The 12,854-nt window shown below is 37.8% G+C and carries 13 protein-coding genes; 5 read left to right on the top strand and 8 right to left on the bottom strand.

Features of this window, described 5'->3' with window-relative positions; translation table 11 throughout:
* The first annotated feature begins 9 nt into the window (after positions 1-9).
* A complete protein-coding gene (locus BLT95_RS10715; protein WP_089666099.1) occupies positions 10-555 on the top strand; it encodes an RNA polymerase sigma factor in 546 nt (181 codons plus the stop codon).
* The gene (locus tag BLT95_RS10710) at positions 552-2,012 is read left to right on the top strand and encodes a hypothetical protein (RefSeq protein ID WP_089666096.1); all 1,461 of its coding nucleotides are present in this window, start codon (positions 552-554) and stop codon (positions 2,010-2,012) included. Before BLT95_RS10715 ends, BLT95_RS10710 begins: the two co-directional genes overlap by 4 nt.
* Here the strand turns inward: BLT95_RS10710 and BLT95_RS10705 are convergent.
* A complete protein-coding gene (locus BLT95_RS10705) occupies positions 2,009-2,752 on the bottom strand; it encodes a lysophospholipid acyltransferase family protein (RefSeq protein WP_089666093.1) in 744 nt (247 codons plus the stop codon). The two genes, BLT95_RS10710 and BLT95_RS10705, sit on opposite strands and share 4 nt — an antisense overlap.
* 74 nt (positions 2,753-2,826) lie before the next feature.
* On the opposite strand from BLT95_RS10705, the gene trpS reads away from it, so the two are divergent.
* The gene (gene trpS / locus BLT95_RS10700; RefSeq protein ID WP_089666090.1) at positions 2,827-3,795 is read left to right on the top strand and encodes a tryptophan--tRNA ligase; all 969 of its coding nucleotides are present in this window, start codon (positions 2,827-2,829) and stop codon (positions 3,793-3,795) included.
* Here the strand turns inward: trpS and dprA are convergent.
* Positions 3,792-4,892: a DNA-processing protein DprA gene (dprA, locus tag BLT95_RS10695; RefSeq protein ID WP_089666088.1), complete on the bottom strand. Its 1,101-nt coding sequence runs from the start codon at positions 4,890-4,892 to the stop codon at positions 3,792-3,794. The two genes, trpS and dprA, sit on opposite strands and share 4 nt — an antisense overlap.
* Before the next feature lie 99 nt (positions 4,893-4,991).
* Between dprA and BLT95_RS10690 the strand changes: the two genes are divergently transcribed.
* Entirely contained in the window at positions 4,992-5,921 is a 930-nt protein-coding gene (locus tag BLT95_RS10690; RefSeq protein ID WP_172822587.1) for an SPOR domain-containing protein, read from the top strand.
* Positions 5,922-5,977: 56 nt separating this feature from the next.
* Complete coding sequence (locus tag BLT95_RS10685; protein WP_089666086.1) at positions 5,978-6,490, top strand: acyl-CoA thioesterase; 513 nt, start codon at positions 5,978-5,980, stop codon at positions 6,488-6,490.
* 21 nt (positions 6,491-6,511) lie between these two features.
* On the opposite strand, the gene BLT95_RS10680 is transcribed toward BLT95_RS10685, so the two are convergent.
* From BLT95_RS10680 to BLT95_RS10655, 6 genes are read right to left on the bottom strand one after another with little or no spacing between them, the layout of a single operon-like run.
* Positions 6,512-7,741 (bottom strand): peptidoglycan DD-metalloendopeptidase family protein, encoded by a 1,230-nt coding sequence (locus tag BLT95_RS10680; RefSeq protein ID WP_089666085.1) that lies wholly within the window; start codon positions 7,739-7,741, stop codon positions 6,512-6,514.
* The gene (locus tag BLT95_RS10675) at positions 7,738-8,508 is read right to left on the bottom strand and encodes a DUF4292 domain-containing protein (protein ID WP_089666083.1); all 771 of its coding nucleotides are present in this window, start codon (positions 8,506-8,508) and stop codon (positions 7,738-7,740) included. Before BLT95_RS10675 ends, BLT95_RS10680 begins: the two co-directional genes overlap by 4 nt.
* Positions 8,508-9,875 (bottom strand): tetratricopeptide repeat protein, encoded by a 1,368-nt coding sequence (locus BLT95_RS10670; protein WP_231896355.1) that lies wholly within the window; start codon positions 9,873-9,875, stop codon positions 8,508-8,510. The genes BLT95_RS10675 and BLT95_RS10670 overlap by 1 nt, the downstream gene beginning before the upstream one ends.
* 7 nt (positions 9,876-9,882) lie before the next feature.
* On the bottom strand, positions 9,883-10,893 hold the full coding sequence (locus BLT95_RS10665) for a sugar phosphate nucleotidyltransferase (RefSeq protein ID WP_089666081.1): 1,011 nt from the start codon (positions 10,891-10,893) through the stop codon (positions 9,883-9,885).
* A 21-nt stretch (positions 10,894-10,914) separates the two neighbouring features.
* The gene (dut, locus tag BLT95_RS10660; protein ID WP_089666079.1) at positions 10,915-11,349 is read right to left on the bottom strand and encodes a dUTP diphosphatase; all 435 of its coding nucleotides are present in this window, start codon (positions 11,347-11,349) and stop codon (positions 10,915-10,917) included.
* Positions 11,350-11,352: 3 nt separating this feature from the next.
* Positions 11,353-12,804, bottom strand: a complete 1,452-nt coding sequence (locus tag BLT95_RS10655) for an oligosaccharide flippase family protein (protein ID WP_172822586.1) — start codon at positions 12,802-12,804, stop codon at positions 11,353-11,355.
* Positions 12,805-12,854 lie beyond the last annotated feature (50 nt).

The following is a 12,854-nucleotide window of genomic DNA, read 5'->3' as shown; positions in this document are numbered from 1 at the left end:
CAATTTTTTGTGGGTTTAAAAGACCTCATTCGCCGGTGCAAAAATCAAGATAGGGGTGCACAGGAAGAGCTTTATCGCTTATACGCGGCAAAGCTTTTTGGTCTATGCCTCAAATATTCTGAAAATTACCAACAGGGCCAGGATAATCTTCAGGATGGGTTTGTTACCATTTTTGAGAAAATAAACCAGTACAATAACAAAGGCTCTTTTGAAGGTTGGATGAAACGTATCATCATAAATACGGCGCTTCAAAAACATCGACAACAAAAAGTGTATGATATTACCAATGAAGATAATATTCAGGATGAAGAAGTTGAAGTAGAAACAGATAAATTATCTGTAGAATTTCTTCTGGAATGTGTACAAAGTCTTCCAGACAGGTATAGGCAGGTATTTAATATGTATGTAATGGATGATTATTCACACAGGGAAATATCAGAAATACTAAAAATTTCAGAGGGAACCTCAAAGTCGAATCTTGCCAGAGCGAGAATGGCTTTACGGGAAAAAATAGAAAAAAAAGAACATCTTAAAAATTCGGCTCAATCAACATGAAAGAAAAGAAAAACATAGACCGGATCTTTCAGGAGAAATTCAAGGATTTTGAAAAGGAACCTGGGGAAAAAGCCTGGGAAAATATTGCTTCAAAACTTGATAAAAAAGATAGGAAAAGACCGCTTATTTTACCTTTATGGTTAAAGATTGGAGGAGTTGCAGCAGTTATGGCTTTAATTCTCGCTGGTTTACTTTTTACCGACAGTCAAAATACTATAACCGGTGAACCAGAAGTAGTTTTTGAAGATCCTGAAAATGCAACCAGTAAAGAAGATAATCCCGCTAAAGATTCAACAAAAAAAACGAATGAAATTGTGGATACTGAAGATCAATTTTCTTCCGAAGAAGAAAATCTGAATTCTGAAACTGATCAAATGAATAAGGCTTCCAATAACAGATCTTCACCTAATACTGCCATATCCAGCAACAAAAACAATTCAGTTTCAAAAAAATCTACCGAAAATAGTACCCTGTCAAAGAAACAGCATAAAACCGAATCTGCTATCGTTGATAATGATGAAACTTCGAGTCATCAATACAAAGCTGATAGGAAGGAGTTTATTGAACCCTCAGAGGTTTTAGGGAAAAATTCTTCCAGCACAATTGCCGCATCAGAAGCTATTGAAACCGACTCTCTTAATACAGAATCGATTTTAAAAGAAGAAAATGCGCTGGCCCAGGTAGAAGATGAACTGAAAAAAGGCAAAGATGAAGAGGAGAATATTGCCGAGGTTGATTCTAAAAAAATGAGACTCTCTACTTTCGCTGCTCCTATCTTTTATAAAAATATTGGAAGCGGAAATGAGCTTTCCAATCAACTGGCTAATAATTCAAACTCCTCTGAAGTAACATTATCCTACGGTGTTAAAATAGCCTATAAAATTTCTAACCGACTTAAAATAAGAACGGGAATAAGTAAAATTGACATTAACAAAAATGTGAGAGATATCTCATATTCTCCCTCTGCAATGTCTGCGAGTTTTGAAAATATCAGTCCGCTGGAAGATAATATTGCGATCACAGATAACTCACCCTCAGATAGTGGCTTGCCCATGGGCGGAATGGAAAATAATAATTCACTCACAACAGCTGTAGTTACTCCTGGAGAACTAAATCAGCAATTTGGGTATATTGAAATACCGCTTGAAATGGAGTACAGCCTGATAGATAAGAAATTTGGACTAAATATTATTGGGGGTGGAAGCAGCCTTTTTCTGGACAATAATAGAGTTCAGTTAATTTCCGGTGAAATAAAAACGGACCTTGGAGAAGCGACCAATATCAATAGTACCAGTTTTAGCACTAATATTGGTTTGGGAATGGATTATAAACTCACCGATAAATTTAGCATAAGCGTTGAACCTATCTTTAAATACCAAATTAATACGTTTGACAGGGTAAACGATGTACAACCGGTAAACTTTGGTGTGTACTCCGGGCTCAACTTTAGGTTCTAACAAGTGCCAGGATCTGTAAGCTCACGAAGAATGATCTTATAGGTTTGATCTTTTAGTTGCTTTCTTTGAGTAGCTTCCAGGCCTTCAGTACAAATAAAATGATGAATTTTCACTCTTAAAGTGCCGGGTCCTCCAGCAAATAATTTATAGGGAAAGCGTTTCTTATTGTCATGGAAAGTAATAGGCACAATTGGAATTTGATGTTCAATGGCCAGTCTGAAAGCGCCATCTTTAAATTGATCTAAAATAATAGATTGATCCCCGGGTACTCCTCCTTCCGGAAAAATACAAATACTATTCCCCTGTTTAAGTCTTCTTTGAGCTTCTTCAAATGCTCCCAATCTGCTTTTTTGGTTATTTCTATCTACAAGAATACAGGTACGACGATAGAAAAAGCCGAAAATTGGGATTTTACCCAGCTCCTTTTTACCTATAAATACAAAAGGTTGTTTTACTATAGAAAGCATCAGCATAATATCTACCATCGAAGTGTGGTTCGCCACCAGCATATAGCTTTTATGTTTCTTCGGAACCTGATCTGCTTTGGTTTTAACTCTAAAACCCATTCCAAAAAGAATGATTTTCGCCCAGATACGCGCGCAAACAAAAAACTGCGGATAAAATTTTTCAGAAGAAGTAAATACAATGAGAAAAGGCAACATAATGAGAATGGGCACGATCATCAAAACATAGAACCATATTCGCCATAATAAGATTAGTGCCGATTTAATAAAACTCATATTCCCAAAAGTAGTAAAATGAACTGAGTGAATTATATAAAAAAAGTACCTTTGCAAGAAAATTCAAGAAGTCAATGTCTAGAATACTTACAGGAGTACAAAGTACCGGAACCCCTCACCTTGGAAATCTTTTAGGAGCTATTATCCCGGCAATAGAAATGGCGAATCTACCTGATAATGATTCTTTTATTTTTATTGCAGATATGCATTCGCTTACTCAAATAAAGGATGCTGAAATACTTAGGCAAAACACCTATTCTGTTGCGGCAACCTGGTTAGCCTGTGGTCTTGACATTGAAAGAAGCGTTTTTTATCGCCAGAGTGATATCCCTCAGGTTACTGAACTTTCATGGTATTTAAGCTGTTTTTTTCCATACCAAAGACTCACGTTAGCTCATTCTTTTAAGGATAAGGCAGACAGGCTTGAAGATGTAAATAGTGGTTTGTTCTCCTACCCCATGTTAATGGCTGCAGATATTCTATTGTATGATGCTGAAATAGTTCCAGTTGGAAAAGATCAGCTACAGCATATTGAAATGACCAGGGATGTAGCTTCCAGGTTCCACGCAAAAATGGGAGAAGTATTTGTATTGCCTGAAGCGAAGGTGCAGAAAGATACGATGTATGTACCTGGAACCGATGGTGCAAAAATGAGTAAATCTAAAGACAATACAATTAATATTTTCCAGACCGATAAAAAACTGAGAAAACAAATAATGAGTATTGATACAGACAGTACTCCCCTGGAAGAACCTAAAAATCCCAACACCTGTAATGTTTTTGCCCTTTATCAATTAATGGCGACAACAGAACAAACTGCTGAAATGCGCAAGAACTATGAAGCTGGTGGCTATGGCTACGGACATGCAAAACAGGCACTTTTTGACCTCGTTAAGGATAAATTTGAGCAACCCCGTGAAAAATACGAGTATTATATTAACAACCTTGAAGAGGTTGATAAGGCTTTAAAAATTGGAGCTGAAAAAGCCAGGATGGTTGCAAATAAAGTCCTGAAAAAAGTAAGAAAAAAAGCTGGCTACTAGATCACTTCAAAGAGTTTCCCCGGTAATGGTCTTATAACGCCTTTTAATTCCATATTCAGTAATAAGGAAGCCGTTTTAAAAGTTGGGAAATTACAGTTGAGCGCTACCTGGTCTAATTCTGTTTTACCTTGTAGTTTAAGGAATTCATAGAGTCTTTGCTCATCTTTCTCCAGCTCTATGAATAGTTGTTTCTGAACAGGTTCTTGTTTTTCTTCAATTTCCCAGTTTAAAATATAGGCAAGATCTACTGCAGAGGTTAGAACATGGGCCTGCTGAGCTTTTATTAAATTATTACAACCCAGACTAAATTTATCTGTAGGTCTTCCCGGCACCGCAAAAACTTCCCGGTCATAAGAATTCGCAATATCTGCCGTGACCAAAGCTCCCCCTTTTTCAGCGCTTTCAATCACCACTGTTGCTTCGCTTAGCCCCCCAATAATACGGTTACGCTTCAAAAAATTATTCCTGTCAAAATTATCTGTACTCCAGAAATCGGTAAAGAAACCTCCATTTTCTTCAATATCATACATGTATCTTTTGTGGGATTTTGGATATATCTGGTTCAGACCATGCGCTAGACAGCCAATAGTTTGAAGATTGTGCTTTACCGCAGCTCGTTGGGCTGTAATATCCACCCCATAAGCAAACCCTGAGATAATCACCGGATTCAGCACTGCGAGATCCTCAATCAGTTTTTCACAAAAGGAAATGCCATGAGGGGTAATTTGCCTTGTTCCCACAATACTTATGATCCTTCTCTTGTACAGATCTATATTCCCTCGAGAGAATAATAAAATTGGTCCATCTAAACAGTGTTTCAATTTTTCGGGATACTCGTCATCTTTAAAATAATGGGTTTGAATATTATGTTGTTCAATGAATTTTAATTCGTTTTCTGCTGCTCGTATATGTTCAGAATTATGTAATTCCTGAATTCTAATCTGGCCAATTCCATCAATTTTAAGAAGATTTGATTTTTTTTCTTTGAAGATATTTTCAGCATTCCCAAACTGCCTTATCAATTTTTTTGCAGTAGTATCTCCCAGATTTGGAATATGTTGCAGTGCAAGGGTATAAATTAAGTCTTCAGAATTCATTCAGGAGAATTTGATTAAAATTACAGAAAAAAACATTTGTTAATAAAATATCTTTGGGTAACTTTATAGCACTGCCAATAACCTATATTTTTGCGATCAATGAATATTTCCAACCACATCCAGGATCTGCTTTACAGATACGAATGCGTAGTATTGCCCGGTTTCGGTGCTTTCCTTTCGCAAAAGCAGTCAGCATACATAGACGAACAATCCAATGAGTTCTATCCTCCTAATAAGGTGATTTCCTTTAACAGGCAGTTGATCAAGAATGACGGATTGCTTGCCAATTATATTGCAGAAGCAGAAGCTGTAACCTATAATTCAGCAAACAACATGATCCAGGAATTCGTGTATGACCTGGAAAATTCCTTGCAGAACGAAGCTAAAGCAGAATTGGGAAATATTGGAAAATTCTATCTGGATGCTGAAGATAAGCTCCAATTTGAACCTTTTACAGAGATTAATTTCCTAGCGCAGTCGTTCGGGTTGAATTCCTATAAAACAATTCCTGTTCAGCGTGAAGTTTATAAAAAACAGGTGGAGGAAATCGAGGAAAAAGCTCCTCTTCTATTTACCCCGGAAAAAAGAAAATCTTCTTTACTCAAGTATGCAGCCATTGGACTTATAGCTCTTGGCGTTTCCAGCTTTGCCGGTTTAAATATTTACAGCAGTCAGGTTTCCAAACACAATATCGCTGAGCAACAGGAGGCTGAAAGCCAGCTTCAGGAACAGATCCAGCAGGCTACTTTTGTGATTGACAACCCTTTACCAGCGGTTACTTTCGAAGTGGAAAAGCAGTCAGGCAATTATCATATTGTGGCCGGTGCCTTCAGAGTTGAAGAAAACGCTCAGAAAAAGGTTGATGAATTAAGAGAAGGTGGCCATAAAGCCAGGCTTATTGGAGCCAATAAATATGGACTTCACCAGGTTGTATATTCCAGCCATCAAGGAAGAAGGGAAGCCATCAATAAACTTTACGAAGTGAAAAGAACGAATGAAGCGGCCTGGCTATTGGTTCAGGAACTTTAATACTTTCTTAACGGCATAACCTCTATAATCCTTCTTACTTTTGCAAAAAAATTGATATGGAGGCCAAATCACCAAGCGAATCACGTACTACGTTAACCGATCTTGTTTTACCTAGTGAAACCAATCCCCTGAACAACCTGTTTGGAGGTGAATTGCTTGCTCGTATGGATCGGGCTGCCAGTATCGCTGCAAGAAGGCATAGCCGAAGAATTGTGGTGACAGCCTCTGTGAATCATGTCGCTTTCAATAAGTCTATTCCATTGGGAAGTGTGGTAACTGTTGAAGCTGTTGTTTCCAGAGCTTTTAAGAGCTCCATGGAGATCTACATAGATGTTTGGGTAGAAGATCGTGAAAGTGGTCGTAGAACCAAAGCTAACGAAGCTATTTATACCTTTGTTGCTGTGGATGAAACCGGGACACCTATTCAAATTCCTGCTCTCAAACCAGAAACCGATCTGGAAAAGGAACGCTATGAAGCTGCTTTAAGAAGAAAACAATTGAGTTTAGTGCTTGCGGGCAAAATGAAGCCGAAAGATGCTACTGAGCTAAAAGCTCTTTTCGAAGAATAAATCCTTTAATTATTTAAGATTTCACATTCTATAGATCCAATCTGCAGGATCCATTTTTTGATCATTCCTGTAAAGTAAAAAGTGTAGGGTGGTCTTCCCTGTGGTCCTGCTGGTGGCAATTTCTCCAATTTCCTGCTCCGTAGTTACGGTATCCCCTCTCTTGACGTAAACTTCTTCAAGGTTATTATAAATGGTTATATAATCTCCATGTCTCACCATTACCGCCTGATTGGCTCCTTTTACTGCCTGCACTTCACTAACCGTTCCGTTGAAAACCGCACGAGCTTTCCCACCCTTATCGGTATCTATTCTAACCCCATTGTTGTTTACCATTACAGATCGTACCACCGGGTGTGGCTGTTTACCAAATCGCATGGTAACCACCCCAGATTTAACGGGCCATGGCAATTTCCCCTTATTATTATTAAAATCGGCTGCAAGCGCCTTCGCTGCCGGAGTCAATTCAAAAGTACTTCTGGAAGTTGAACCGCTGCCGCTTTCCTTATTCGCTTTTGCTATAGACTCCCTGATCATTTTATCTATCGCACGGTCTATCTCATCGATCTCACTTTGCTTTTTTCTAATTTGGGTGGCAAATTCTCCCTCACGCTTTCTAATAGTCGCCATAAGCGTTTGCTGGGATTTCCTGTTTTCCTCAAGCTGTGCCCTGGTTTTCCGGTTTTCGGCGATAAGCTTCTCCTTTTCTTCTTTCTGCTGAACAAGTCTCGCATTAAGCTCCTGTAATTCCTTTGTATTTGCCTTTATTTCTTCTCCCTGCTGCTTTCGGTAGTTCGTATACTGTTTCATATACTGAAGACGCTTATATGCCTGCAAAAAGTTCTTAGACGATAACAGGAACATCACCCTGCTTTGCTGGGATTTACTTTTATATGACTTTTCAATCATCCGGGCATAATCCTCTTTAAGCTTTTCAAGTTCTTTTCTTAACTGCCCAATCTTATTAGTATTGGTATTGATCTCCCTGTTTAGAAGATTCGCCTGCTGATTGGTAAGTTTAATAAGATCCTCTGTGCTTTTGATCTGCTGATTCAAATCTTCCACCTGACCCAGCACTGACCGCTGTTTCTTCTGATTTGAAATTCGAAGTTCATTGATTCGGCTTATTTCATTCCGCAACTCAATCCTTCGTTTTTCGAGATCTTCACGATTGGTCTGGGCATTAGACAAATTATAGCCGAAAAATAAAAACAACAAGAAAAATAGTGATCTTGAAAACTTTAGTTCAATCATTTTAAACTGATTTCTTCGTAACCGGATGGGATATCAAAAGGGAAACTAACTTCCTCATTAAATGAAATATTTCTATACGTAAGGTGAATATTCGTACTTGAACCTCCTTCATTGGCGATGATCTTAATATTCTCTGGAAATATCAAACCGTCTACCTCCTGGTAATCTGAATACGTCACCGTTAATCCACGATTTTCATCATCCTGAATTAATTGTTGGGCTTCAGCCTTATAATTAGAGAAGTTCAGCAGAAACATTTTTTTCATCATCGTTTTTTCATCTTTTACAAATTGAAAACCACGTGGCGACTGCATAAAATCATATTCCTCTTCACGCAGATCGTAAATCGCCTGCCCTATCAATAAATTCTGAAGTTTTTGAAAATCCAGGGGAGTGCCCAGAAAATCACTAACAAGCCTGAAGTCTCCGTCAAAATAAGTTTGGGTCACCTTTTCATAATAACTTACACTGGTGGGTGTGATATAGGCCTTGGCCACTGGAAACCCAAGAATACTGGCACTCATCCAGATTGCCTTATCTTTTTCCATCCTGAAACTAAGGTTTACAGACTGTGTTTTTTCGTCATCCTTATAAACTGCACGTAGCTTTCCAGATGCTGTTTTAAAATTAGTTTCAGAAGTATAATGCTTTTTAATTACAGAAACTGCTTCTGCATTTTTTGTAGCGATTTTTCCTGCAGATCTCCTGCTGCCACAGGAGATTACAAAAGTTGAAAGTAGGATAAGGGCAACTATTCTCTTTAACATCAGTTAATTTCTTTTTTTATATTTTCTGCCTTCTGGCGATATTCTCCAGCTTTATCTGCATTTTTCATACCACTGTAACTTATGGCAAGCTGGGAATAGAAATCAATCTCCATAAGCCTGTCGTCAATTAAATAATCCAGCCCGTCCAGTAAACTTTCTTCAGCGGCTTCGTATTGCATTAATTTATTGAGAGCCACCGCCTGAAAAAGGTAAAGCATTGGCTGAGAAGGAAAACCTTCCAAGGCTTCATTGCTCAAATCTTTGGCTGCCTCAAAATTGCCAAATTCCAATTGCAAAAGAAGCGTATTCTTTGTTAATTCAAAGTTTTCAGGATTCTCTTTTAATCCTAATTCAAAAAACTTTAGCGCATCTTCCCTATTATTTTTTTTCAGATAATAGCTTCCAAGCTGTTCGTATAATTTAGGAGCGTTTTCCCATTCTGAAAGTTTCCCGGCTACCTCAATAAGGTCTTCTTCATATTCTGGATTTTGCTGAACAAAATTTAGAAAATCATTCAACACCTTAAATTTTGATTCCGGATCTATTTCTTCACTTTCAAAAACGATCTTCATAGAAGCCACTGCAGCTTTTGTATTGCCTTTATCCAGATAAAACTTATAAAGTGCCAGGTGAGCAAGCGTAGAACCGGGATTGGTCTCTAAAAGCTCCTGGGCGACTTTGAAAGCCTCTTCATTATCACCGTTTTCGCTATAGATATAAATTAGATTGAGATAATTTTGCTCAACATCGGGATTGTTGGAAATTCCCTGCTGTAGATTTTCTATTTGCGCACCTGTGTTTTTTGTGCGAGCAAAGATTTGACGTCTTAATGAGTTTCGGTAAGAATTAGCTCCTAGTTTTGTATCAAGCTCATCTAACAAGTTCAAAGCTTCATCGTAATTTTCATTCAGCAAATAAACATTGGCAAGATCTTCTTTATAAGACTCATCAATCGGGATAAGTTTTTTTAAAGTGGCTATTGCCCCTTCAAAATCCTCGTTCATTCCATAGGTCTGGAAAAGATAAACCAGAATAGACTCTTTTTGAGGTTCCAATTCACTTGCCTTTTTGAAATTGCTAATAGCATTATCAAACTGTTCTAGTTCCTGATAGTTTTTGCCTAATTCAAAATAGACCACCGATTTTTCTGTATCCAGCTTAAGGCATTTTTCTAAAGCAATGATCGCTTTTTCATAATTTTCAATGCCTTTCTGCTTTAGAGCCTCAAAGAATAATTCCTGAAACTCATCACTCACATTTCCAAGATCATCCTGGCTAACATCCTGAAAAAGCTGAGGCAATTCCTGTGAATTAGCAGGAAGTGCCAGCATGGCCATTATCAGGATGATAAACAGGTTCTTCATCATTATGTTTTTACTCTAAAACCGAATAGTCTCCAATGCTAATTTGAGTGAATTCCCCATCGAATTTAGCATGGTTTCCAATCATGGCATTATCCAGCTTTGCGTTCTTTACATCTGCAAATGTCTGGATAAGACTATTCTTAATCGTCGAATTCTCAACTTTAGTCCCATCACCTATAGAAACATTAGGTCCGATTTTCGCATTGATCAGCTCCACATTTTCACCGATATAGCAAGGCTCTGTAATTTCAGAGTCTTTGATCTTTACTGAATCTGAAATTAGTTTCTCGCCATCTTTATGGAGGAAATTAAGCATTCTGCCGTTGGTCTCTACAGTTACATTCTTGTTTCCGCAGTCCATCCATTCATCTACCTTACCGGGTACAAATCTTAAGCCGTTCTTACGCATTGCCTCAATTCCGTCATTTATCTGGTATTCTCCTCCACGAGTTAATTTTGCATCCAATACGTTTTGAAGTTCATTTTTCAAGACTTCCACATCTTTGAAATAATAGATCCCGATAACTGCCAGATCTGAAACAAATTCTTCAGGCTTCTCCACCAGATCTGTGATCTCATTATTTTGATTGAGTTTCACTACTCCAAAAGCAGAAGGATTCTCTACCTTTTTAACCCACATCACGGCATCTGCTTCTTTGTCAAGATTAAAATCGGCCTTAAAAAGAGTATCAGCATAAGCAACCACTGCTGGTCCGCTAAGCGATTCCTTTGCACACATAATGGCATGACCGGTTCCCAGGGGTTTATCCTGATAATAGATCGTACCTTTAGCACCAAGACTGTTGGCGATCTTCATAAGGTCTTTTTCTACCTGCTCACCAAAGTCTTCGCCAATTATAAAAGCAACTTCATCAATCTTTTCATCTAACACCTTTGCGATATCTTCTACTAAACGATGCACAATTGGCTTACCGGCTATAGGAATTAACGGTTTTGGTACGGTTAAAGTATGTGGACGCAGTCGTGAGCCACGACCGGCCATTGGTACGATAATTTTCATTTCAATTTTTTAAATTAATTTTTATTTGTGCCCTGTACTTCCAAATCCGCCAGCTCCACGTGTAGTTTCACCAAGGATTTCTACTTCTTCCCAGGAAATATGTTCATGTTTTGCAATGACCATCTGGGCAACTCTTTCGCCATTATTCACTACAAAATCTTCATTAGACAAATTTACAAGGATCACTCCTATTTCTCCGCGATAATCGGCATCAATTGTGCCAGGTGCGTTTAGAACGGTGATTCCTTTTTTAGCAGCCAGGCCGCTTCGTGGTCTTACCTGCGCTTCAAAACCTAACGGCAATTCCATAAAAAGTCCGGTTTTAACGATGGCTCTTTCCAAAGGTTTTAAGGTAATAGGTTCTTCAATATTAGCGCGAAGGTCCATTCCTGCTGAAAAATCGGTTTCGTAATGCGGCAGTTTATGTGCCGACTTGTTTATAATTTTTATATCCATGAACTAAGATTGTATGATTTCGAGAATTTGTTTTTTTTCTGAGAAATAGACTATCCCGATAAATAGTAATAATAACGGTATTCCAACAAAATAATTTCCGCGGAATATATAAAATGATAGAGCCGAAATAAATATAGACAGGGAAAGATATCCTCCTATTTTTTTAAGGTCATATGGAATTGGATAATACTTCTGACCAAAATAAAATGAGAGTAGCATCATTAATCCGTATGCTGCCAGTGTTGCAATCGCAGATCCGGTATAGCTTATTAAAGGAATAAGCAATAAGTTTAATGCAATGGTAAGTATTGCACCGGCAACGGAGATATAGCCTCCAAATTTCGTGCGATCTGTAATCTTGTACCACACCGAAAGGTTGTGATATATTCCTAAAAACAAATTTGCCAGAAGAATTAACGGAACGATCTCCATTGCCTCCCAGTATGTTTCATCCTGAATTAGAACTAATTTCAAAAGATCTATAAATACAATGACCCCTACCAAAATTAAGCTTCCAAAGACAACAAAATAATTGGTAATCTGAGCATAAGTTTGAGCTGCATTCTTCGATTCTGCATGGCTAAAAAAGAAAGGTTCTATGCCAAGCCTGAAAGCTGTTGCGAAAAGGGTCATGAACAGTGCCAGTTTATAACAGGCAGAATAGGCTCCAATTTCAGACCTGGCAATATCGGCTGGTAATAAATAATCCAGCATAAGTCTGTCAAAAACTTCATTGATGGAAAAAGCTATTCCGGCAATAAGCACAGGAAAAGCATATCTCATCATTGATTTCCATAAAGCTGAATTAAATTTAAAATCAATCTTTATATAGAACGGGAACATCAATAATAAAGTAAGTGCACTTGCGATTAAATTGGCAATGAAAACATAGCTAATCTCGAAATCTGGTATATATATGGTTTCAAAAATTTCTGATCCCTCAGCCAGACCTTTGAGGTACAGCAGAAAGAAAACATTCAACCCTAAATTCACTGCAACATTCAATATCTTAATAATTGCATATCGCATGGGTTTTTCTGAAGCTCTCAACCATGCAAAGGGGATAATCACTAAAGCATCGAGTAATAAAATCCAGATGGCAAGTTGAATATACTGCAATGGAATTCCCGAAATTGACGAGATCCAACCCTGAGAAATGAATGCGATTGAAAAGAAAATTATTGAAGATACAACCAGAGATATCCCAGAGGTACTTAAAACTTCAGACTTACTGGAATGTTTACTGTAAAATCGAAAAAAAGCGGTTTCCATTCCATAAGCCAGAATAACATTGAACAGAACGAAATAGGCAAAAATCACCGAAATTTCACCGTATTGTTCTTTCGGTAAAATTTCGGTGTATAATGGAACTAATAAGAAACTGAGCATTCTTGGCAACACCGTTGCCAAACCATAGATAAAAGTTTGCTGAAAGAGTTTCTTAAAAGTACTCAACAGGAGTAGGTTGGTTTAATACAAATATCTGAATAAATAAGCAGTATAAA

Source organism: Gramella sp. MAR_2010_147, from assembly GCF_900105135.1.
Lineage (GTDB): Bacteria > Bacteroidota > Bacteroidia > Flavobacteriales > Flavobacteriaceae > Christiangramia.
This window is presented reverse-complemented; position numbering and strand designations above follow the sequence as displayed.

What these genes read in the sequence shown, in the direction of transcription:
- BLT95_RS10710 (WP_089666096.1), top strand. Translation starts at nt 552, where the DNA reads ATGAAAGAAAAGAAAAACATAGACCGGATCTTTCAGGAGAAATTCAAG.
- BLT95_RS10685 (WP_089666086.1), top strand. Translation starts at nt 5,978, where the DNA reads ATGGAGGCCAAATCACCAAGCGAATCACGTACTACGTTAACCGATCTT.
- BLT95_RS10705 (WP_089666093.1), bottom strand. Translation starts at nt 2,752, where the DNA reads ATGAGTTTTATTAAATCGGCACTAATCTTATTATGGCGAATATGGTTC.
- BLT95_RS10690 (WP_172822587.1), top strand. Translation starts at nt 4,992, where the DNA reads ATGAATATTTCCAACCACATCCAGGATCTGCTTTACAGATACGAATGC.
- BLT95_RS10670 (WP_231896355.1), bottom strand. Translation starts at nt 9,875, where the DNA reads ATGATGAAGAACCTGTTTATCATCCTGATAATGGCCATGCTGGCACTT.
- dprA (WP_089666088.1), bottom strand. Translation starts at nt 4,892, where the DNA reads ATGAATTCTGAAGACTTAATTTATACCCTTGCACTGCAACATATTCCA.
- BLT95_RS10665 (WP_089666081.1), bottom strand. Translation starts at nt 10,893, where the DNA reads ATGAAAATTATCGTACCAATGGCCGGTCGTGGCTCACGACTGCGTCCA.
- BLT95_RS10675 (WP_089666083.1), bottom strand. Translation starts at nt 8,508, where the DNA reads ATGTTAAAGAGAATAGTTGCCCTTATCCTACTTTCAACTTTTGTAATC.
- trpS (WP_089666090.1), top strand. Translation starts at nt 2,827, where the DNA reads ATGTCTAGAATACTTACAGGAGTACAAAGTACCGGAACCCCTCACCTT.
- BLT95_RS10680 (WP_089666085.1), bottom strand. Translation starts at nt 7,741, where the DNA reads ATGATTGAACTAAAGTTTTCAAGATCACTATTTTTCTTGTTGTTTTTA.
- dut (WP_089666079.1), bottom strand. Translation starts at nt 11,349, where the DNA reads ATGGATATAAAAATTATAAACAAGTCGGCACATAAACTGCCGCATTAC.